General features: G+C 35.5%; 20 protein-coding genes. 18 read left to right on the top strand and 2 right to left on the bottom strand.

Features of this window, described 5'->3' with window-relative positions:
- Positions 1-69 precede the first annotated feature (69 nt).
- The 10 genes from Q0940_RS10555 (at position 70) to Q0940_RS10510 (ending at position 8,055) form a co-directional block, all read left to right on the top strand.
- Positions 70-1,911: a hypothetical protein gene (locus Q0940_RS10555; RefSeq protein WP_299268130.1), complete on the top strand. Its 1,842-nt coding sequence runs from the start codon at positions 70-72 to the stop codon at positions 1,909-1,911.
- A gap of 99 nt (positions 1,912-2,010) precedes the next feature.
- Positions 2,011-2,886, top strand: a complete 876-nt coding sequence (locus Q0940_RS10550) for a biosynthetic peptidoglycan transglycosylase (protein WP_299268127.1) — start codon at positions 2,011-2,013, stop codon at positions 2,884-2,886.
- Positions 2,887-2,992: 106 nt separating this feature from the next.
- Positions 2,993-4,012: a YHYH protein gene (locus Q0940_RS10545; RefSeq protein WP_299268124.1), complete on the top strand. Its 1,020-nt coding sequence runs from the start codon at positions 2,993-2,995 to the stop codon at positions 4,010-4,012.
- Complete coding sequence (locus tag Q0940_RS10540) at positions 4,012-4,338, top strand: hypothetical protein (protein ID WP_299268121.1); 327 nt, start codon at positions 4,012-4,014, stop codon at positions 4,336-4,338. Before Q0940_RS10545 ends, Q0940_RS10540 begins: the two co-directional genes overlap by 1 nt.
- A 298-nt stretch (positions 4,339-4,636) precedes the next feature.
- On the top strand, positions 4,637-4,966 hold the full coding sequence (locus tag Q0940_RS10535) for a 5-carboxymethyl-2-hydroxymuconate Delta-isomerase (protein ID WP_299268116.1): 330 nt from the start codon (positions 4,637-4,639) through the stop codon (positions 4,964-4,966).
- 93 nt (positions 4,967-5,059) lie between these two features.
- Positions 5,060-5,617, top strand: a complete 558-nt coding sequence (locus Q0940_RS10530; RefSeq protein WP_299268114.1) for a GNAT family acetyltransferase — start codon at positions 5,060-5,062, stop codon at positions 5,615-5,617.
- Positions 5,618-5,646: 29 nt separating this feature from the next.
- On the top strand, positions 5,647-6,078 hold the full coding sequence (locus Q0940_RS10525; protein WP_299268112.1) for a hypothetical protein: 432 nt from the start codon (positions 5,647-5,649) through the stop codon (positions 6,076-6,078).
- Positions 6,079-6,158: 80 nt separating this feature from the next.
- Positions 6,159-6,467 carry a hypothetical protein gene (locus Q0940_RS10520; RefSeq protein ID WP_299268109.1) on the top strand — a complete coding sequence of 103 codons (309 nt, stop codon included), beginning with the start codon at positions 6,159-6,161 and terminating at the stop codon, positions 6,465-6,467.
- Between the two features lie 144 nt (positions 6,468-6,611).
- Positions 6,612-7,094, top strand: a complete 483-nt coding sequence (locus Q0940_RS10515) for a hypothetical protein (protein WP_299268107.1) — start codon at positions 6,612-6,614, stop codon at positions 7,092-7,094.
- A 187-nt stretch (positions 7,095-7,281) separates the two neighbouring features.
- Positions 7,282-8,055 carry a hypothetical protein gene (locus Q0940_RS10510; protein WP_299268105.1) on the top strand — a complete coding sequence of 258 codons (774 nt, stop codon included), beginning with the start codon at positions 7,282-7,284 and terminating at the stop codon, positions 8,053-8,055.
- Between the two features lie 235 nt (positions 8,056-8,290).
- Here the strand turns inward: Q0940_RS10510 and Q0940_RS10505 are convergent, their stop codons facing one another.
- A complete protein-coding gene (locus Q0940_RS10505; protein WP_363323578.1) occupies positions 8,291-8,590 on the bottom strand; it encodes a type II toxin-antitoxin system RelE/ParE family toxin in 300 nt (99 codons plus the stop codon).
- 18 nt (positions 8,591-8,608) lie between these two features.
- Positions 8,609-8,851, bottom strand: coding sequence for a type II toxin-antitoxin system Phd/YefM family antitoxin (locus tag Q0940_RS10500; RefSeq protein WP_299268102.1), 243 nt, complete (start codon positions 8,849-8,851; stop codon positions 8,609-8,611).
- A gap of 247 nt (positions 8,852-9,098) precedes the next feature.
- On the opposite strand from Q0940_RS10500, the gene Q0940_RS10495 reads away from it, so the two are divergent.
- From Q0940_RS10495 to recC, 8 genes are all read left to right on the top strand, one after another.
- Positions 9,099-10,133 carry a transposase gene (locus Q0940_RS10495; protein WP_299268099.1) on the top strand — a complete coding sequence of 345 codons (1,035 nt, stop codon included), beginning with the start codon at positions 9,099-9,101 and terminating at the stop codon, positions 10,131-10,133.
- 460 nt (positions 10,134-10,593) lie between these two features.
- Positions 10,594-11,022 (top strand): hypothetical protein, encoded by a 429-nt coding sequence (locus Q0940_RS10490; protein ID WP_299268097.1) that lies wholly within the window; start codon positions 10,594-10,596, stop codon positions 11,020-11,022.
- Positions 11,023-11,432: 410 nt separating this feature from the next.
- Positions 11,433-12,371, top strand: a complete 939-nt coding sequence (locus Q0940_RS10485; protein WP_299268096.1) for a hypothetical protein — start codon at positions 11,433-11,435, stop codon at positions 12,369-12,371.
- Between the two features lie 220 nt (positions 12,372-12,591).
- Positions 12,592-12,957: a hypothetical protein gene (locus tag Q0940_RS10480; RefSeq protein WP_299268095.1), complete on the top strand. Its 366-nt coding sequence runs from the start codon at positions 12,592-12,594 to the stop codon at positions 12,955-12,957.
- A gap of 411 nt (positions 12,958-13,368) precedes the next feature.
- Complete coding sequence (locus Q0940_RS10475) at positions 13,369-14,103, top strand: hypothetical protein (protein WP_299268094.1); 735 nt, start codon at positions 13,369-13,371, stop codon at positions 14,101-14,103.
- Positions 14,104-14,343: 240 nt separating this feature from the next.
- Positions 14,344-14,670, top strand: coding sequence for a hypothetical protein (locus tag Q0940_RS10470; RefSeq protein WP_299268092.1), 327 nt, complete (start codon positions 14,344-14,346; stop codon positions 14,668-14,670).
- 11 nt (positions 14,671-14,681) lie between these two features.
- Positions 14,682-16,373 carry a hypothetical protein gene (locus tag Q0940_RS10465; RefSeq protein ID WP_299268090.1) on the top strand — a complete coding sequence of 564 codons (1,692 nt, stop codon included), beginning with the start codon at positions 14,682-14,684 and terminating at the stop codon, positions 16,371-16,373.
- A gap of 445 nt (positions 16,374-16,818) precedes the next feature.
- Positions 16,819-20,856, top strand: a complete 4,038-nt coding sequence (gene recC, locus Q0940_RS10460; protein WP_299268088.1) for an exodeoxyribonuclease V subunit gamma — start codon at positions 16,819-16,821, stop codon at positions 20,854-20,856.
- The last annotated feature ends 4 nt before the right edge of the window (positions 20,857-20,860 follow it).

Here is a 20,860-nt window from a genome sequence, read left to right as displayed (position 1 = left end):
TAAATGGGGTCAGAGTAAAATTATTTAATTTTACTCTGACCCCATTTAACCAAAGAAAGGATAATCTCAATGACTTCTCGGAAGCTTTATAGCGGCCTAATTTTTTTTATTAGTTTAACATTATCAGGTTGTGGAAATAATCATTCTGCCACTAAGGTACCTGAAACCACTACAGAAGAAGATACTTTATCAGTTGCAAATCCAATTACTGATATTACATTAGTAGCTGATGCCACGTTAGATTTTTCTATTCCAACAGATACGTGTATTGACAATAGTGGCCTGGATATTAATTACCAAATAGAAGTTACTAATAATGTTGGTTTTACATTAGTTAACGATATCCAGTTAAGTGGTTCAGCAACGGAGATGGGGGTTGTTAACGTAACTGTTGTTTGTAGTACAACAACGGAAAGCTTAACCGATGAATTCACCATTACCGTTATAGACTTTGAAGTGGATCCAACTGTAACGGCGGTAGCTCCCACTTTAGCTTATGTTGACGACATTGTTTCACTAACTGCAACAGCTAAAGATAATAATTTATTTGGCTCTATTGTTTCTTATTCCTGGGTAGAAACCTCGGACCTTGGTATTACATTAACCAATTCCGATATGGCAGTTGCTTCGTTTACAGCGCCAGATACTGTTGCACAAAGTAAGGCGATTTTTTCTATAACAGTAACAGACAATGATGGTGCTACGGCAAAAGAGACTGTAGAAATAGATTTAATATCCACTTTAGCACCTACTGTGTCTTTATCATTCCCGTTAGCTTTTGGTGTATATAACCAAGATAGTATTGATATTTTTGGTAACGTAGAGCCATTAGTTGGTGATGGTGTAGCAAGCGTTATTATCAACGTGGATGATGTGGATCACACCGCGACTGTTTCTAATAATATATGGCGCGTTGAAGATGTAATGCTTAGTGAACAAGCAAACATTAAAATGTTAGTGACCTCTACAAATGGCTTTATTAATTATAAAGAACATATACTTAATAATGATACGTTTTATTCTAGCTCGATAGATAATAGCGTTTCTGATATTGCCGTTAATGATGAAACAGATGAAATATATGTGCAATTGAATGGCGGTTTTATTAATCCAATTCAATTTATACAGTTTAATTTAACATCCGCTAAAAATAGTACGTTAATAGTAAATCAAGCCGATAACTATGCTTATCGCACCCATACTCCAACGAGTATTGCCTTAGATTCAGAATCTAATACTTTATTCGTTAGTTACCCAAGTGCAGTAAGTAAAATTGATTTAACTACAGGTTATGAGACGGTTTTGTCAGATTCAACAAATGGTACAGGTACAGCACCTTTATATATTTCTGATTTATCATATGACTTAGGTTCACAAGCTTTGTATGTTACAGATTTGACAAACAAAACTATTAATTCAATTGATGTCGATACTGGTGATCGTTCAGAATTAAGAAACTCAATAACAGATGTACTTTCTATAAATGTCAATTCAACAAACGGCGATTTTTATTACTCTCAAGGGAGAACTACAGCTTCACAGAGTATACTTATAGAATACGATAATACAGCGGTATCTCTTAACCCTATATACGATATTGCAGCCGGTAATGAAGGTGGACCAATATCGGACATAGCAATTAATGAAGACGGTGAAGAGCTGTTTTTTGTTGATGGTAAAGGTAGTTTAATTAAACTTGATTTAGCTGATAATTCGACAACAGAAGTCATAACTGGTTTATTCTTGATGGAAGATATTATAGATGAAACATCTTCGATTATAGGCCTCCATTATCATGCAGTTCGTAATGTACTAATTGCAGTAGGTAAAGACATTGATGGTATTACTAACAAGTTATTGATAATTGATCCGAAGTCCGGCGACTACGCAAAAGTTGCAACTGGTGAATAAAAGTCGTAGATTTCTTTGAACAAAATGGGTCAGAGCAAGATTATAAATAAACAAAAGAAATAATTTTACTCTGACCCCATTTAAAAATACAGGTTAAATATGAGTGAAGAAAAAAAGGACTCTGCATTACGCGTATTTGCAGTAAAGCTAAAGGGGCGTATTCAAAGAGCTTTAAAAGCAGCAATTTCACATCCTTTACATATACTAAAAAATACCTTCATTGTGACCGGTGGTTTGGTGTGGTTTGGTTTTTTACTATTAGCTATTTATTTTTACAGTGTATTTAGTAATGTACCTGACTTAGAAGATGTTGAATTTCAAAAGGTTAGGGAAGTAGCCGTTGAAAGCGTTCAGTCCAAAATAGACTCAAAATCTAAAAGAAATCAATATAAATGGGTAAGAATAGATAGTATAAATCGTGACTTATTGTACTCAATTGTTATGAGTGAAGATGGTCAGTTTTTTACTCACGGTGGTGTTAATTGGGACGCATTAATGAATGCTATTGGTGAGAATATTAAACGTCGTAAGTTCAGTTATGGCGCTTCTACTATTACTCAGCAAGTAGCCAAAAATGTGTATTTACGCTCTAACATTAAAAGTTTACACCGTAAATTTACTGAGCTGTTTGTTACCAGAGAGTTAGAGCAACATCTGTCTAAAAATGAAATTTTAGAGCTGTATTTAAATGTGGCTGAGTTTGGTCCAGATATTTACGGCGTTGCACACGCTTCCAAATACTATTTTAATAAAAAACCTTCAGAAATTAATGCAGCAGAGGGCGCTTTTTTAGCGGTTATGCTGCCATCACCTAGAAAATACCATTACAGTATTTTCAAAAACAAGTACCTATCAAAACGACATAAAACAAAACTTAAACGAATTTTAGCGGATATGTTGTACAAGGAATATATAAGTCCAAGGCAATATCGACGCTACCTTAACTGGAACTATTTCACGGATACAAAAAACTAATTATTATTTATAGTGCGTTATTTGAGCCCTTGCATATTATTTGCACTATTCTTGAGTAGGATAAGCAAATAACCCCTTGTATAGATAATTTTTTGGAGTGTGCAGTATGAATTTACAACTTACTACTAAACCATCGTTACTTGTTAAAGCGCGTCGTGCGGTATTGCTTAGTGTTGTATTGTTAGGCACAGTGTTTCTTAATGCTTGTTCTAGCGATGATGATGACGATAGCTCTACTGATACTGATGAAATAATTTACTCAGTAGATGAAAGTCTATTCGATACTGACTCGCTAGAATCCATTGAAATTGTCGACTGTACCTTATCTAATGGGGATTCATCGTCTTGTTATGAAATTACCGTGTCTGGCTTTCCCTCAGACCGCACTGAACTAGGTCCATTTTGTCCAACAACATTAACAACAACCGCTGAAGATACCGGTAAATGGTTTGATGATGGCGTTTTATACGACTTAACTGGCGACTTTATTTCTAGCTTAGACACGTTTTACGGTGACGATAACTGGTTGTTATACGATGAAACTACCAGTGAAGTTAAAATAACGGATACTCAAACATCTTGTGAAGCAGCAGCAAGACCAGATGTAGCTGATGAATATAATAACTATTGTGTACAGTGCGATATCGACTATTACAGTGAAGAAGAAGGTGGTGGTGTTTCTAGCACGTATTTAATTCCAGTAACGCCAGTGCTTCGTAGTTCATCTGGCAGTATTGGAAACGATGGTGTTGGTGTTGCATTTAACGGCGTAAATTTAGCCGCAGCTGCACCTACTGATGCTATTTTAAGTGCTTATACCATTGCTGCATTTGATGACTGTATTGGCCATGTAAATCCTTTTGAAGGATATCATTATCACGGAGCCAATCATGGTGACGGTACTTGTCCAGCAATAGAGTACGAAACCGATGGTCATGCAGGTGCTTTTGCTTATGCATTAGATGGTTTTGCTATTTACAGTATGCTTGATGAAAGTGGCGAAGAAGAGTCAGATTTAGACACATGTCGAGGTCATACCGACGAGACTCGTGGTTATCATTACCATAGTGCAGGTCCAGGTGAGAATACATTTATAGGTTGTTTCTCTGGAGAGGTTGCAGAGTAATGATATTTGTTAAAAAATTGAACACCATAAAAAGTGTATTGTTTACTTTTAGTTTGATTATAACTTCTCTTCCTATTTGGGCGCACAGTGGTCACACTCATAAAGCGCCGTGGGAAGCCTGTTTTGATGAAAAAAAAGATCAAGCTTGTGAATACAAAAATGCGAATAAAGATATATTCAAAGGTACCTGCCAAGTCTTTAGTGAACGTTTGATGTGCGTCAGAAATCAGCCAATTATAAAAGCCAATAGTCCACAAAAGAAGTCAGGCATATTAGATAAAGCATTAATAGTCGCGCCGGCAGTTGTTGGCGTTAAACTAGATTAAGTCCTTTTCTGATATAAAAAAACCAATCAACTTTAACAAACGTTGATTGGTTTTTTAGTTTAAGGCTTAGGTTAAATTACGTTAATAGATTTAACACTTTCACAAAACAGAACAACTCCCCCTAGATAGTTACAAATAAAGGCTCTTAAAGGATTATATAGCGGTAATAGGTGAATTATAACTAGCAAAGCGTGAGTGTATTTGTTACAAATATATAAAATAAAAACAGGCGATAACCTATTATGAATCAAGGTTATTAGCTGGTTACTAAATTGTCTATTTCAACAGGAGTTACACTTTGCCACATTGTATAATTGAACATTCAGAAAATTTTAATAAAAACATTGATGAGCTTATCAGCTCAGTATTTACCGGTGCTGCAGCGTCAGAACTGTTTAATGAAAATGACATAAAAACTAGAACATTGTCATACACCAATTATCAAGTTGGCAAAACAAAAAGTCCATTTATTCATATTGCGGCAAAAATACTTTCTGGCCGTACTGACGAGCAAAAATCCAAACTGAGCAGCTCAATACTATTACAAATGAAAAAATTAGACCTAGGTGATTACATTTTAACAATAGAAGTTATTGATATACATAGAGAATCTCACGCAGGTAACTAGCTCTACTGATTAATGAAACTTAGTGTATTTACCAATACATTGAGTTTCATTCAATCATCACAGTAAAAATAAACCAACCTTAAGTAAAAACGCATGAATATAGAATTAAAAACAGCCACCTTAGATAATATTGAAGAAATATTAGCATTGCATTACCGCTATCAAGTAGACTCAATAAGTGAAGACGATAAAGCCGATGGCTTTATAACTACTGCCTTTACTAGAGAGCATTTAACTAATTTAATTCAGCATGAAAATGGGCTTTTTACTGCAAGCGTAGACAATAAAATAGTGGCTTACGCTATGGCGGCTTCTTGGGATTATTGGTCTCAGTGGCCAATGTTTGAATTTATGATCAAACATTTAGACGACTCTGCTTGTTTAGGAGACACGATCACTAAAGATAACTCTTATCAATATGGACCAGTATGTGTTGATAAATCTGTAAGAGGCCAAGGCGTATTTGAAAAAATCTTCAATTACTCGTTAAGTGAAATGTCCAAACGTTATCCAATTATGGTTACCTTTATTAATAAAATAAATCCCCGCTCGTACCAAGCACACACCAGAAAAACACCATTAACAGTGATAAAACACTTTGAATTTAATAATAATCATTACTATAAATTAGCCTGTAAAACCGCTAAATAAGTTGTATCAATTTTAGGTTGTAAAATAACATGCGTATTACGTTAACGTTCGTCTTTTTGTTAATAATATCATTTACATCAAACAGTGCAGATGTTGAAAAAATCAAACCGTTTACATCAGACGGTTGCAGTATTTTCCCCGACGGAACACTTGAACACAAAGATTTATGGTTAGCGTGTTGTACCGCACACGACTACGCGTATTGGCAAGGTGGTACAGCCGAACAAAAAGACATCGCAGACAAAGAACTGAAAAACTGTGTTGCTAAAGTAGGGCAACCCAAAATAGCAGAGCTTATGCTCGCTGGTGTAATAGTAGGTGGTAATCCATATTTACCAACACCATTTAGATGGGGTTACGGCTGGCCTTATCCAAGAGATTACAAAATGTTAACCGAAGAAGAACTGCTACAAGTTAAAGCTGCAGACCCATTCAAAGATTCAAATAAGAACAATAATTAAACACACAGCTATTGTTTAAACGTAAATTAAACCAGCTAAGGTTTAAGCTTTTATGGATACACCTTGGAGTAATTTTATAAATGGAATCAAAGTTCGATAAACTATTAACATTTAGCGCGGTTTTTATTCACATTTTTGCCTTCAGCGGATTAGTGTATCGATCTCAAATATATCCACATATACCTGTAGCACCAGAAGAGGCCTATGGATTAGGCGATGTAATAGATTTACTGTTTGCTTTTGTGATTGTTATTACTTGGTGTTGTGCCTTTATATCCGCAATTGCAGTTACGTTATTTAACATTAAGCACAATTGGCTAACGTCATTAAAAACACTTTTATATGCAAGCGTCGCTCTTATTGGCTATTTTTACGTTAAAACCATCTAGCTTATTGCTGCACATTTTCAGACCTTTGTTATCAAATCTAGGCTAATAACAATAAACATTTATACAAAGGTTCAGACAAGAAAAGATTAGCTAACGTAAAGATGACAAAGAGAAACAAAGGACAGGAAAAGGATGAACTACACAATGAAAAATACAACCTTATCTAACATATCGATTTCATTTCTTTTTTTAACACTATTTTTACTTAGTATGGCTGCTTCTGCGGATTCTGAATCAAACAAACCAACAGCTAAACAAAGTGTCTTTATAGGTAACTGGACAGTAACAAAAGTCGACTTCCCAGATAATTATTTTAGTGAAATTAAATACCCAGCGTCTTTTCAGTTAACCACCGAAGATAGCGAAAAAAAACATGAAAAAAACAGCCAGGCGAATGTTCAAATAAAAGGGAAGTACATAGACCAGTTTGATCACCAATGTGATTTCTCATTAGCCCAATTAATTAATAACGGTAACGAACTATTGTTACTCACCTGTGGCACCACAAAACACAATGATTCATGGGCTCCATTGCATAAAGTAAAATTAATCAACGGACAATTAGTCGGCTCGGTTATAACCAAGACCCAACGCTTCATTTGGTATGCAGATCCAACCAAAGAATAAAAAGAGTTGCTGCAATGATTAAATGATTGTTATTAATGAAAAATAAAACATGCAATCACTTCAATTTGACCATTTTTTGAAGTGCCAGATTCAAAGTCTGTTAGTTGCATTTAAAGTGGGTGGCTGCTCTGTACTTTGTATTAGTGAGCATAAAAAAGATATAAATAACTATTAAGAAGAGTTCTATATGATAAATATTTTAAAAGTTTCACTGATAATAATATTGTCCATTTTTTTATTTTCCTGCACAGGTAAAAATAATGGCTTCGAGATAAATGGTGTTTGGACATTTTATGATTACGATAAAGTTTACAGCGAAATGTTTAATGAAATGTCTAGTTATAGGGATAGTCATGATAAGGCTGATTTTTTTACCGATGATTTTATCAAAGAGCATTTAAATAAAGAGCTAGATATAACTTTTTTCGATGTATTCGTTATTGAAAATAATATTTATATTTCTGCTTGGGGCTCAGAAAACGAAGGTACAAAAACGGCAATATCTCCCATTACAATCGAGAAGGGTGATGGTTATTTCAGCTTTACTCCAGAAAATGAAAAACAGATGAAATTTACTATTATTGATGATAATACTATTCAACTCGTAGGTTCTGATACTAAAGCGTTTAGAGTACAAACCAAATCTAAATTAGGCTTTGATGTCGATCGAAAGTTTTTGACTGGTACTTGGGAAGGTGATTATAGGGTTATGTTTAATAATAATCTGATATTTGGCGAAGACTCTGATGGTGTACATACTCATAAAGATCTTGTTGAGGGAGGAACTCTTGGTATGCCGTTTGATTTTTTCACATTCGATCTCAATGAATCAACCTATTTTTTGTCTTATAAAAAAGGTGAATATGAAAAGCATGAGCTTATTAAGTTTATCGATTATGATAACTTTGTTCGCTTAAGTTCAATTCAAGCTTCTAATTACAGCCGGATGAAAGACAAATAAAAGATAAAATAAGCGTTTTCGTAAATTTCACAGCATTGTCGTTGCCGGAAGAACTAAAGAACTAAAAGAGGCACCCATCTCAATTTTTGGAAGCATTTAAGCTTGTTAATATTATTCAGTGAATAGTTATTGAATAAAATAACGAGCTACCTAAATTTATAATTTAAAAAGTGGGTGGCTTAGTTATTTATAGAGTCAGCATATTCGTTTTCTATACGATGAATAATTTTGCATTTTATAAATGGTTTTGTGGAAGTTGTGACTGTCCAAGTACAGCAACAATCAAAATGAAGCAGTTTTCTTTTGTATAATAAGTCGTATGTTCACCAATATGAAAATAAAAACCACTTGGGTAAATATCATCGCAATTCTTACCAATAGCTGGATTATCAGCAAGTATCTGAAAACCGGTTAGCAATGTTTCTTTGTATATACGCCACTGATTTTCAGAATAGTTGCTAACGGTATAGTTTTTAATTTTTCGTAAATGAGCTTGAGCTAATTTACTTACTTTGTAATTGTTATTTTGCATCATAGATTACACATAGTAAGCTCACAAAGCATTTAAGAAATCTTCACCACCAACAACATCATTTTGCGCCAAGTCCTGTTTTGCAGACTCAAAGCAATGTTTAAGGTACTCAACTTTCATAGCTTCTAGTGCTTCATAGTCTTTTATGGATATTACGATAGCGGCGTCTTTACCATTTTTACTTATCTTTATTGGTTCACGTTGCGCGTTAAGTAGTAATTCACCAAAATTACGCTTCGCATCATTTGCTGTTAATGTATCCATATTTAATCTCCAAATTTGGAATAACATTAAGATTATAGTTTATTGCACAAAATGGTCAATTTAATTAAATCGTGCGATCTTTAATACACTAAAATAACAATCAAATTTAAAAATCACAGCTGTAGTATTTCTTCAACAACTCATATTTTAACAATGTATTTTAACAAGGCCACCCATTTTAATTTGACAGTTATTTGAACTGCACTAAACTCAGTTGTACCCATATTGATACGTTGAGTGTTTTGTGATGCCTAGACCAAGAGAATTTCAAATTAGCTTATCGGATACGCCTTATTATCATTGTATTTCAAGGTGTGTCCGTAGGGCGTTTTTATGTGGTGAAGATAAACAAACCCATCAATCTTATGAGCACAGAAGACAATGGGTAGAAGATAAAATAGAACAGCTACCCTATATTTTCGCGATTGAAGTATGTGCTTATGCAGTTATGAGCAACCACACTCACCTTGTTTTACATATTAACCAACAACAAGCGCTTAGTTGGAATACAACGGAGGTTTTAACTCGCTGGCATAAGATATTTAAAGGCACATTACTGACACAAAAATACTTATCTAAAATAAATGAATCATCTGATTTAAATGCAGAGTTTTTAACAGAGTCATTACCTTTAACTGAATCAGAGCTTCTAGCCATAGAGCAAACCACGGTTATTTACAGAAAACGCCTAATGGACATAAGTTGGTTTATGCGAGTATTAAATGAAGGTATAGCAAGACAAGCCAATAAAGAAGATAACTGCACAGGACGTTTCTGGGAAGGCAGATTCAAATGCCAAGCCTTGCTAGATAAGTCAGCTTTACTTGCCTGTATGGCGTATGTAGATTTAAACCCAGTAAGAGCAAAAATGGCAACCACACCAGAAACCTCAAACTACACCAGCATAAGACAACGCATTCATCATGTTCTTAACCATGAACAAGACCACAATCAACAACCAAACACATTAAAACCATTTGTAGGTAACCCAAGAAAAGACATGCCTGATGGTATTCCTTTTGAATTAAAAGAATACATAGAATTAGTAGAAGTAACAGGACGTTGCATAAGAGAAGACAAAGCAGGGCATATAGACAACAACTTACCAACTCTACTGGATAGGCTAAACATAGAGCCTGACAACTGGTTAATTATGAGCAAGCAATTCACCAAAGTATTCCATGGTGCAGTAGGTAATGAGCATGTATTGCAAAACTTCAGTGAGAACTTACAACTAAAACGACGACCAAACTTATCAAGTTGTAGAAGATTGTTAGCTTAAAGTCATAGATAACGTAACTAAACAAAAATAACTTAATCAGAAAACTCAATCAAAAGCTCTGAACTATCTATGTATCTAGCGTTTAATCAAAAAAACTCAAAGCAGCCCAACACTTCAATTCAAATTGGTGATCAACTCTAAAATCCAAAATATACCAAGATAAATTAACAATCTGAATTAGAGTGGATATCCACGTTATTTGTTTAACATACAGAAGTTAAGAAATAGTTTACATTAGGCCAAGAGTTAAGCCTTTATACCTACATCAAGCTACACTTCATCAACTAGCTCTATAAATCCACTTTAAACGCAATGTAACCAAAACTATTATTGAAAATAGAATAAGTTATTGAATCTTAGAGGAGTGTGAAATATTGTGGTTTTTATTTAAAGATATTGGCTGAGAATGAGAAATTCTACAACCTTGTTAGCTTTCCACTAATAAACATGAGTATACATAATGAAATATATGATTTTACCCATCCTTCTTTTAACTGGCTGCGCAGCTAAAATGCCTCCAATAGTAAAGGGACCCGTTCATGAAGTATCTGTTGCCGCTGAAGGGCTCCAAAAACACGTTATCTTTCTTGATGATACTCTTATGATAATTATCTATTCTGGAGATGTAAAGATGGCGGACATTAATAGGGCGGAGGATATAGGGTTGTACAGATTAACTGCGGATGAACCAAAAGGAAATCTATTATTAGATAGCACCCAAAATTATCTAATTCATTTCTACAGTGTAGCACATGGTTATCCGTCTTTTTCTACGTGTGGCATTTTAGCGTATATCCCAGCTAATGCTTCAAAACTAATATACTCGCTTCAAGGACGAACCTGTGAATTGAATATTTTGGATTCAAAAGATAAAACATTGGAAAAGTAAAATTTAAAGTGGGTAGCAATGTTATCTCCTCTACAATTCAAAACATACCAAGATAAATTAACAATCTGAATTTCTACATTTACAAATACCTGTGACTTAATTTAAAGTGGGTGGCAATGTTATTCTCCAATCTGAATTAGAGTGGATATCCACGTTATTTGTTTAACATACAGAAGTTAAGAAATAGTTTACATTAGGCCAAGAGTTAAGCCTTTATACCTACATCAAGCTGCACTTCATCAACTAGCTCTATAAATCCACTTTAAACGCAATGTAACCAAAACTATTATTGAAAATAGAATAAGTTATTGAATCTTAGAAGAATGTGAAATATTGTGGTTTTTATTTAAAAAGATTGGCTGAGAATGAGAAATTCTAAAGCCTCGTTATAAGCCATAGGATGGTCTGTTTTGAAAATATTAGTATTCACTTTGTTTCTTTTTATTTCTTCTATATCCATATCCGAAGAGCTACCGAGTAAATTTGAAAATAATTTAATTTATTTAATTCCAAAACTCAAAGATGGCAAAACAGTTACATTCTTCACTGATACTGGTGGGGGATGGAATGCCATTTCAAAAGAGCTTAGTGATAAATATCAGTGGACTATTGAAAATAGGCAAACGGAAAACGGAATTATCGAAGTTACAGATATGCCTTTGTTTCAAGAAAGTGCGTCGATACCTAAAGCAGGAAAAAATAACTGGTGGGCAGGTCAGTTGCAAGTAGTACCACAGCAAGAACTGAATAAAACAAAAAATAGCGATGGAACTTTAGGAGGTCGATGGCATGCCGAAAAGGTTATCGATTTCAATTATCCAAATAAAAGCATCACAGTTTTACCCAAAGCTCCAATTAGTGATAAATTCACAACCGCGCCACTGGGTTTTCAAAAGGATCAGGCTGGCAATTATACAATGGCTTTTCCAAGTATAGATATCTCTGTGGAAGATAAAACAATCCCAATGTTGCTGGATACAGGTGCGTCTGCTTGGCCATCGAAAGAAGCCAAAAGGCAACTAAATTTATCAGGTGAACAAGTTGCAACATCCTTTATTGTTGGGTCTGTATTCGATTCATGGGTAAAAAATCACCCTGAATGGACTGTCATTGATGGGGCATGCAAGTTATCAAAACAGTCAATGATTCGGGTTCCAATGTTAACAATTGCCGGTAAAGTAGTTGGCCCAGTTTGGTTTACTAGAAGAGCTGATCATAATTTTCACCAATTTATGTCTTCGATGATGGATAGAAGGATAGATGGAGCATTAGGAGGGTCTGCATTACAGTATTTAAGAATAATTGTGGACTATCCCAACGAGAAGGTTTTGGTTGAAAATGGCATATAATAAGAGAATGAATAGTGATTCACTTTAGTTTGTCATTTTTAGTTGCAAACGACGCAATAAAACTGCCAAACTAGCTCACACATCATTCAGGCGTTAGACGCTTAAAAGGAGATGAGTTATTAAATCACTAATTGTGTTTGTTCTTTTTATTTTTACGTCGATTAGTTTTGGGACAGAATTTAAACTGAATAGTTTTAATCGCTATGGTGCTGTTCCTAGTATGGAGTTAAGTTTATATTCAGATAACGCAAATACTCTTGATGAAATATTTAACGTGTTAGAATTTTCTAGGGATAAATTACATCTTCGTTTAATTGGAAGTTCATCCGAAAAAACTAACAAAGAATTAGCTGATTATTACTTTGATAAGTTTCATTACTGGAAAGGGGATTTAAGAAAAGAACCTAAGCTTGTGAAACCTCTTTTTACTGACGCACTGAGATCAACTAGTCTATTCAAGAAATTAAAACAAAAATTAAATGAACACGGTTATCAAGTTACGAATATATCATTTGAAAAATTAAGTTTTAGTACTGATAAAATTAGTATCCCAGACGTTTATATAACTTGTGTAAAAAGCGCCTAACAACACGCCCTAAGGTGGACCGCTAGTAAAATTCAGCAATTTATTGCAAACTTTAAAAGCGGTGGGACATAGTAGAGACACCCACTTTAAAAATACAAAACGAGTGCAGGTATAAAAATTTATCAAGGTAATTTGTCTGCGTAATCAAAAACTAACAACACGTTAAAGCAGGACAAATAATAGTTGGCTTTTGCTCCTGCGTCGCTAATTTTAGCCAACATATTATTTGCCTCTTAACGAAGCGTTGAGGCCGTAGAATAACTCTTTTTTTAAGAAAGTGGCCGATTTTATGGGTTCCAAATGCATTATCTAGTGCGATAAATACGCTTAGCATTTGTTACAGGAACTCGATTTCTCATCAATTTGGGCTGTTGTAGTAATTCTACAGCCTCGTTATGTTTTAGGGGAAGTATGGAAGCCGAATCACTAACTCAGACCTTGGCTTTATGGGGGGCTGTTACCGGCACAATTGGAACTGTCGCAGGTATCGCAAACTTAATCCTAAGGTTTAAGCAGCATCAAAAAGATCAGCCCAGGCTCCTTTGTAGTTCTGATTTTTCGTTTGAGCATTTTGCAGGTACAGTACAGCCAAAACATAAATTGATAATCCGGTCTGTAGGAAAGCGGCCAGTAACGGTTGATTATGTGCGTTATTTTATTAAACCAAAAGGGTTCTGGCAGGCATTATTCAAGCAAAGAGTTTGGGGTAAATCTCGATGGATATACGATGATAAGCCAAGAGCTCCAATGCACATTACTGAAGGTAAGAAAGAAGAGATTAAAATATCAATGTCTAACGGCTTTAGTATTCCAGAAATACTCAAGGTAGAAGTTCATGATCAGTCTGGTAAGTCGTGGAATGTTAAATGGCCTTCACCTAAAAAGCTGGCAATAGAGGTACATCATGAACAGCTTCACGAATCTGAAGAATCAAACAGCGACAGAGTTTGCAAAATTAGTGGGTATAGCGCGGCCGTTAAATATCACATATACGCACGTTGGAACCACACACCAAAAAGCAAGAACTCTTTCAAAGGCAGGTTATTTCATTTAAGAACTGAAAAAGAATATCAATCAAAGTTGCGTGACATCATCGATAACCAGCAACCAAAGATATTGGCGTGTGAAGTTGATGAAATTACGTAAAAATATAACAAGCGCAAGCACAATCTCCAGCAAGCTGGCTGGACTACGTCACTTCGCTCCACGCCTGTGTTACGGGCGTTACTGAACGTCCCATTCCACAAGTTTTTACTATAATCATGATGCATTCCTCTTTTAAGTTACATATCTTAAGGGGAGTTCATCTTATTCGTTAGCATTCCATGGTAATCATGTTTTGCAAAAATTTATATAGAAAAGAAAGTTATAAAAATGGGGGTAAGTATGAGAGAAAGTGTGCTGTTTGATCTGCTAAAAAAGGAAGTTATTGCTTCACCAACGCAGAAAAAGTTTAATAAAACGAAGTGGGAGGAACAACATAAAAAGCACGAAAATAAGCTAACAGAAAGGGACAAGGAGCTTTTTAAAGCTCTTGAGTTTTTCTCTAGTCAACTTTCTATGATTAGAAAAGAGCTATTCGAACTAAATTCTAAGGTGCCAGTTACTATCAAAAAGTCAGATGTTTTGAAGTTATTTGTTGCTTATTCGAACAGAAATAGAATTGAACTACAAAGACAAGCTCTAAAAGCCCCAATATTAAGTCTTCTATAACAAATAATATAATGACACCTCAGGAAGCAGCAGATGCGACTGTTGATTTATTGGCTGGTGCCATCACTAATGCTCATAAAAGCGTTGCTAACGAAGAGTTGAAGGTAAGTAAATATAAAAAAACAAATAAAGTTAAAGTAAATAAAAGTAATGTAGATGAAGTAGATCTGCTGATTCACATTGAAACTGAGCAGAGGTTAGCACAATTGCATTCGCTGTATGAAAATTATTGGCATGCAATTGCTTGGTTAGATTATCGATTCGAGATTGATGATGCTCAAAAGAAAGTTGCAATTATTCAACCAATGTCTAAGTTTGAAATCGCTTTTGAAGCCTCGTTAGTGCGAAGGATGAGGCTAGGAAGTCAAACATACATGTTCCCAAATTTAGATTCTGAAAAGCTAAGTTCGAAGAAATATATTGATATACGATATAAGGGAAAGACCGTAGAGTTTATAGTTGCTTCAAGTGAAACCGCAATCGACAAAGTTATATTTAATAATGAAGGTATCTTAACTCAAATCAAACAACTTGAAGAGGACTTAGCAGTATATGACTTAACCAACGGACATGACGGATTCTCAATATACGAATGCTTAGATGTGTTTCGAATACTGGTCGTTTTATCTAACCTAATTTCTGATAAGTATCCTCAAAATAGCTCTATATACGAATATTCAGACCTGAAGGTTTTTGCTAAAGAAATTCCTAAGTTCAAGTTATTCTCAGCTGTGTCTAAAGCAACCGGCTTTCATGATAAAAAAGTCCAGTCGATATTTTACTTCTTGGAATTTGATGGTGAGAGTAAAAAAGATCTTTGGTGCTTTCCAATTTTGAGCGTATCTAAATTTAATTATGTTTTTTTGACAAGCGCATTAGTAACACCTGTAATACTCAGAGTTGTTGAGAATTGGTTAAAAGTATTAAAAGTGGATTTAACCAAAAAAGGACCCGTTTTCGAGCGAGAAGTAATAGACAAAATTAATACTGCTTCACTAAATAACCCCTTAATTTCAGACTTTGATAAAGCTCAGCAAAGTGAACTAAAAATAAAAGACGAAGGAGTGGTGGAAATTGATTTATTAATGCGTTTGGGAGATATGGTTTTAGTTGGAGAATCTAAATCTATTGTTACTGTAGATTCACCGATTTCAACATATCGCGCTAAAACCATATTGAAATCGGCATCTGTTCAGGCGAAGAAAAAAGCATATATAGTGGAGCAAAATATTCAGTTCTATTGCAAAAAGTTGAGGTGGAATTATGTGCCCTCCGACAAAACTGTTGTGGTACCACTGATTATTAATAGTGGAAAAATGTTTTCCGGATTGGAAGTCGACGGTGTACCAGTTACAGATACCCGATTACTATCTGCATACTTACAGTCTGGTTTTATCCCTATCATTAGTTCCGTAAGTAAAAGTGAGTCTATACATGAAGCAATTGCTATTCTTTATAATGATTTTCACGAAATGCAGCAAAACATATCTAAATACTTAACTTACCCTCCTCAGCTAAGGGAAATGTATCATGATTATTATTATAGGAAGTCCGTAATTCCAGATTCTCAATATAAAGTCCAAATAAATCAAATTAAAGCGATTACGAACGACGAACTCATAGTGAAAGATAAGTTAAAGTTTGAAATACGGACAACACCCGAATTTACGAATAAGAAGGATTCGGACACCTTGTTTGTTTAACGTTTGAGACTAGTGTTTTTAATAACCTAAATTGAATGAATCTTAACTTGATTTATCAGGGGTAACTAACTGGACACATTCAGCTAACTCGCAATTGTCCATTGGCGAGTTAGACGCTGACTCGTTTATGCCCCAAAGTGAGTTGGAGTAATTACTTTCAAATCTAAAGTAACTTACACAACGGACTGACAACTCCATTAGAAAGAAACATTGGGTTCAGGTCTTTAGCTGGTTTGGTGTTTATATCTAGTTAAATAATAGTAGAGACATCCACCTCAATTTTTCCATTATAATGGTTAATTTCTAACCCTATTACCAATAAGGCGCATAACAATTAACTGTTCAGATCGTTAAATATTCCTTTTAAACACTCCCACATCGCACAAAGATCCCTTACTATACAAATCAGCGTTAAAATAATAACAAACGGATTTTTTAGCATTCAATGTTAACTTTATATCAATCAAATCGATTAGAAGCTTTAGTTACCTTACTGGCGACTCAAATTCAATTTCCTGCCAGTGATAATGCGCTTGCCCCTGAAACAATTTTGGTTCACAGCCCTGGTATGTCTCAGTGGTTAAAACTGCAAATAGCAGAGCAAAATGGCATTGCGGCTAATATCGACTTCCCATTACCGAGTAGCTTTATTTGGCGTTTGTATCAGCATTTATTGCCAGATGTTCCGGCGCAAAGTCCGTTTAATAAAGACCGCATGACGTGGAAGTTGTATCAACTTTTACCACAGCATTTGGACAAGCCAGAATTTAAATCTATTAATGATTATTTGAATACAGAAAAACCGATATCGGTGGACTCTGAGCTTGAGACAAGATTAGCGAATTTATCGGATCTCTCGGCAACTCCAGTAGTAACAGCAGATTCAGCATCTACCGAGACATATGAATCCAAAGCCTATAACTCCAACGAACTAACTAGCTACGAACAGCTTAGGTTATTTCAGTTAGCCGAAAAAGTGGCTGACGTATTCGACAACTATTTAATGTATCGCCCACATTGGCTAAAACATTGGCAACAAGGCCATACCGATTTACCCGGTGAAGAGACCGCTATGGGGGACGATATAAAAGGCCAGCAATGGCAAAGTATTTTATGGCAAGCCTTAGTCGAATTTACTGATCAGCAACAGCAAAGCCCGTTACACCGTGCTAGTATGCATAAGTTGTTGTTAGAAAAACTAGCAGGCATTAGCACAGAACAATTAAAAGCCGCATTACCAAAACCATTACATAGACTATTTATTTTTGGTATCTCAAGTTTGCCAACCCACCAGCTGGAAGTATTAACGGCATTATCAGAGCATATTGACGTGCAAATTTTATGGCTAAATCCGTGTAGTCAGTATTGGGGTGATATTTTAAGTGACAAAACTATTGCGCGCTTAAACAGCAAACAACAAGAATTAGCGCAGTTGAATATCAATCATAAAGAAGACTATTTTGTAACGGGCAATCCATTGCTTGCCAGCTGGGGCAAAGTAGGCCGAGATTATTTAGATGTATTAACCAATTCAGATATTCAAATACATGATGTTTTTATCGATGCTTCAACAGACACATCTGCTGGCTTTACTAGTTTGGAGAAAGTACAAAACGATATTTTAAATTTAGAATATCGTGGTGAACAAATGCCGTTATCGCCAGAGCAAATAAACTCAGACTTTGGCAAAGTGCTGTTAAATAAAGACGACGACTCAATACTTATCCATAACTGCCACAGTAGAATTCGTGAGCTTGAAGTATTAAAAGACAAATTATTAGGCTGGATAGAGCAAGACCCAACATTATTACCAAAAGATATTTTGGTGATGGTGCCAGACGTAAACCAATACGCGCCTTTTATTGAGTCGGTTTTTAAGTCAGTAGATACCAAGTCTGCTGGTAAGCCTTTCGACAAACAGAAAAGCCAACATAATCAAAACATACCTTTTACCATTTCTGACCGTGGTGGCTTAGAAGAAAACCCACTGTTAAATACCTTTGTAGACTTATTACTGCTGCCGTCGTCGCGCTTTACTGTGTCTGAATTGTTTGATCACCTTGAAGTACCTGCAGTGATGGCCACTTTTAAGCTGAGCCAAGGGGATATTAATTTAATCAAGCAGTGGATTGAACAAAGCCAAATCAAATGGGCAAAAGACGCAAAACACAAAACCAAATGGCAATTACCAGAGATTGACTTAAACACTTGGGTGTACGGATTAAAACGTATGGTGCTTGGTGTGTCATTAGGTGAACAAGGTTTGTGGAATAACATTTTGGCTTACCAAAAAATAGAAGGGCTTAATCAAGCTATTCTGGGTAAGTTACTAAACTACTTTAGTTTTATAAGCGAATTAGAACAAATCCTGTCAGGGGATAAATCCATTGAACAATGGACCGAGTTACTTGAGCAGTTTGTTACGCATTTATTTACGCTGGCTGACTTTACTTCAAACGCTAATGGTCAAGACGGTGAGCATCAAACTGAATATCAGAAAAAGCTCGATGAAATCACCATTCAAAAAATTAGGAATGCCATTGCACAATTAACTGTGTATTTGGATGACCGAGATTTTACTGGCAAATTTAACTATCACTTAGTTCATCACTTTTTTGCCCAGCATTTAAGTGAGAGTGGAGTAGCTCAACGATTTTTGGCCGGGCGCATGAATTTTTGTACTTTGATGCCAATGCGTTCAGTGCCATTTAAAGTGATTTGTATTTTGGGATTAAACGACGGAGATTATCCTCGTCATGTTGACCCAATCAGTTTTGACTTAGTTGGCTTAAATAATCCAAGAAAAGGTGACCGTTCACCAAAATTAGATGAACGATATTTATTTTTGGAAGCGGTAAGTTCAGCCAGAAATAAACTTCATTTAAGTTTTATAGGGCAGTCGGTAAAAAATAATCAGAGCTTAATGCCGTCGGTCATTTTGTCGGAATTGATCGACTACATACAACAGTCATTTATTGTCGACAATACAAAGGATAAAGGATTCTTAGCAGATCAAGTGCTTGATCGTGTGATGATCAAGCATAAATTGCAACCATTTAACCAAGAGTATTTTTTAGTAGCGAATCAAAATAAGCCTTATAAATCATACTCTAAGCGTTGGTTTGATGTTTGTGAAACACAAAATAGCGTGAAAAATAATAGTACAGTGAGTGACCACTACGGACAAACGATAGACAGTGTGGGAATAGGTGAGGATCACTTTGATCGTCCGCAAGATCGACAAGATCTGAAAATCGATCAACTTGATCGCAAAAACAGCCCTGAAGATCCAATTAAAGATCTTGATGATCCATTCAATGGACAGGTAGGATCAAAGTTTGATCTTAGTAATATAAACACGAATATAAACAACGACCTTAAAATAAACAAAGCACAGATTGACCTTGGTGATTTAATCGAATTCTGGCGTCATCCCATTAAATATTATTATCGTAGAGTGTTAGACATTAAACTCGACTTTAACAACGACGCCTTATCCGATCATGAAGTGTTTCAGCATGACGGCTTACAAAAATACACCAATCAGTCGGCCTTATTAGAGCAACTGCTTTTTTCTGATGCATCTGACACTGACCAAAATAATCAATTTAATAATGACAAATCCTTACGTTCTGGTAATTACCCAGCTAAAAAGTGGGGCGAGTCGGTTATCCATTCTTACCAGAAACAAAGTCTAGATATGGTTAACTTAGTTAAAGACTTGCTTAATTTAGACCCTAGCGAGTCATTTAAACAACAAACCAAGCTAGTGAAAAAGCAACATATTATTGAAATTGAATTACCAAGTTTAACCACGGAACACAGTGTTAGCAGCGTGAACCTACAAGCGACCATAGAAAAGTTTGAGTTTGGCAACGCTAACTCCAGCTCCTCGTCCACTATGTCGCAAAAGAGACAACAAGCAAGTGTGTTTGTCCGTAGCGGTAAAATAAGAAGTTCGGATAAGCTGTCAGCTTGGTTAACGCATTTATCTAAATGTGCGGCCTTTGACGGCTCTACAACCGTATTAATTGGTAATGACAATACATTGGGTTGGTTTGAGCCAATAACGCCGCAGCAAGCTCAACAGGCGCTATCACTTTGGGTGAGCGTATTTGTCCAATACAAACAACAAAACAGAATGTTGAAATGGCATTGCGACCCAGCATTTGATTGGTTTAAAGAAAAACAAGCAGGGGCGTCAGAGTTAAGTTTGCAAAATACAATTACCAAACACATTGCACCAAGTACCTTCAGTTTAAGTGCAAGAAACTTAACGGACGATGAGTATGCAGCTAAACACCTGAGAAAATTAGAAGACTTTGACGATAGCTTTTATCAATTGACCGAGGCTAGCTTGGCTGAATTATTTGACCAGTATCAAGAAGGCAAAGCCAATAAAGTACTGAGCGATGTTAAAAGTGCGTTGGTTGTTGGCTCAGAAGCTAATTCAAGCCGAACAAGCAGTCAGGGAGCGGAGTAAATAT

The sequence above is a fragment of the uncultured Psychrosphaera sp. genome, assembly GCF_947500655.1.
Lineage (GTDB): Bacteria > Pseudomonadota > Gammaproteobacteria > Enterobacterales > Alteromonadaceae > Psychrosphaera.
This window is presented reverse-complemented; position numbering and strand designations above follow the sequence as displayed.

Bases quoted from the DNA above. Each gene is read 5' to 3' on its own strand.
- recC (WP_299268088.1), top strand. From the start codon at position 16,819: ATGTTAACTTTATATCAATCAAATCGATTAGAAGCTTTAGTTACCTTA.
- Q0940_RS10555 (WP_299268130.1), top strand. From the start codon at position 70: ATGACTTCTCGGAAGCTTTATAGCGGCCTAATTTTTTTTATTAGTTTA.
- Q0940_RS10545 (WP_299268124.1), top strand. From the start codon at position 2,993: ATGAATTTACAACTTACTACTAAACCATCGTTACTTGTTAAAGCGCGT.
- Q0940_RS10525 (WP_299268112.1), top strand. From the start codon at position 5,647: ATGCGTATTACGTTAACGTTCGTCTTTTTGTTAATAATATCATTTACA.
- Q0940_RS10530 (WP_299268114.1), top strand. From the start codon at position 5,060: ATGAATATAGAATTAAAAACAGCCACCTTAGATAATATTGAAGAAATA.
- Q0940_RS10470 (WP_299268092.1), top strand. From the start codon at position 14,344: ATGAGAGAAAGTGTGCTGTTTGATCTGCTAAAAAAGGAAGTTATTGCT.
- Q0940_RS10475 (WP_299268094.1), top strand. From the start codon at position 13,369: ATGGAAGCCGAATCACTAACTCAGACCTTGGCTTTATGGGGGGCTGTT.
- Q0940_RS10480 (WP_299268095.1), top strand. From the start codon at position 12,592: ATGGAGTTAAGTTTATATTCAGATAACGCAAATACTCTTGATGAAATA.
- Q0940_RS10510 (WP_299268105.1), top strand. From the start codon at position 7,282: ATGATAAATATTTTAAAAGTTTCACTGATAATAATATTGTCCATTTTT.
- Q0940_RS10500 (WP_299268102.1), bottom strand. From the start codon at position 8,851: ATGGATACATTAACAGCAAATGATGCGAAGCGTAATTTTGGTGAATTA.
- Q0940_RS10505 (WP_363323578.1), bottom strand. From the start codon at position 8,590: ATGATGCAAAATAACAATTACAAAGTAAGTAAATTAGCTCAAGCTCAT.
- Q0940_RS10495 (WP_299268099.1), top strand. From the start codon at position 9,099: ATGCCTAGACCAAGAGAATTTCAAATTAGCTTATCGGATACGCCTTAT.
- Q0940_RS10550 (WP_299268127.1), top strand. From the start codon at position 2,011: ATGAGTGAAGAAAAAAAGGACTCTGCATTACGCGTATTTGCAGTAAAG.
- Q0940_RS10540 (WP_299268121.1), top strand. From the start codon at position 4,012: ATGATATTTGTTAAAAAATTGAACACCATAAAAAGTGTATTGTTTACT.
- Q0940_RS10515 (WP_299268107.1), top strand. From the start codon at position 6,612: ATGAAAAATACAACCTTATCTAACATATCGATTTCATTTCTTTTTTTA.
- Q0940_RS10490 (WP_299268097.1), top strand. From the start codon at position 10,594: ATGAAATATATGATTTTACCCATCCTTCTTTTAACTGGCTGCGCAGCT.
- Q0940_RS10520 (WP_299268109.1), top strand. From the start codon at position 6,159: ATGGAATCAAAGTTCGATAAACTATTAACATTTAGCGCGGTTTTTATT.
- Q0940_RS10465 (WP_299268090.1), top strand. From the start codon at position 14,682: ATGACACCTCAGGAAGCAGCAGATGCGACTGTTGATTTATTGGCTGGT.